Genomic DNA, 684 nt, shown 5'->3' with positions numbered 1-684 from the left:
GTATAGAACAAAATAGAAGTTCTTGATTGATAACGTGCCTCGAATAGGAGGCAATGTGTGTTTGCACGGTTTTTAACTAGAAATTATATCAAAACTGAATTATATACATAATTTTCAGTTGGTTAGAGAGGGTGCTTAATATATGCTAAATACACCAATTCGTGCTGGCACGATATTAAAATGTTATGTGACAGTCTCTATCGGAGGTACGGTGGAAAAAATAAAGGTTTTTTGGCGCAAGTTCAGAGCTTTGTGGAGCACTGAAAACTTAATACGATTAATAAATATCATCAGTGCTGCCTCTTTCGTTGCTTATGTCTTTGGTATGTTCATTTTCCCGGTTTGGAAAAGTGCCGGTGACTGGAATTATATCCACAGAGTCTGGTATTCATGGCAAGCACTAAATGTTGGTATGCTTGCTTTTGCTTCTAGTCTTATTGCTTTCAATATTTCTCGTTATAACGCCAATAAGCAAACCGAAAGAGAGTTTATAGCTTCAAAATCTTTTTTACCTCAAGCTCTTAGCCTTCTTTGTAATTATTTAGAAACTAGCAGTAAAGTTGTTATTGAAGCCGCTGATAGAAGCAGAGATAGAAAGAAACGGGCAAAGGTTTTTGCGTCAGTTGCCCCTGTCCTACCTGACTATCATGTAGTAGTGTTCAAAGATTAATACAATCTTTGAAC

At 36.5% G+C, this 684-nt stretch carries 1 protein-coding gene; it reads left to right on the top strand.

Features of this window, described 5'->3' with window-relative positions:
- Nucleotides 1-142: 142 nt before the first annotated feature.
- Nucleotides 143-670: a hypothetical protein gene (locus AB4496_RS25145; protein ID WP_372132541.1), complete on the top strand. Its 528-nt coding sequence runs from the start codon at nt 143-145 to the stop codon at nt 668-670.
- Nucleotides 671-684 lie beyond the last annotated feature (14 nt).

Source organism: Vibrio sp. 10N.222.46.A1, from assembly GCF_041473595.1.
In the GTDB taxonomy this organism is placed as follows: Bacteria; Pseudomonadota; Gammaproteobacteria; order Enterobacterales; family Vibrionaceae; genus Vibrio; species Vibrio tasmaniensis_A.
The sequence above is the reverse complement of the archived record's forward strand: the minus strand, read 5'-3'. Positions and strand labels throughout refer to the sequence as shown.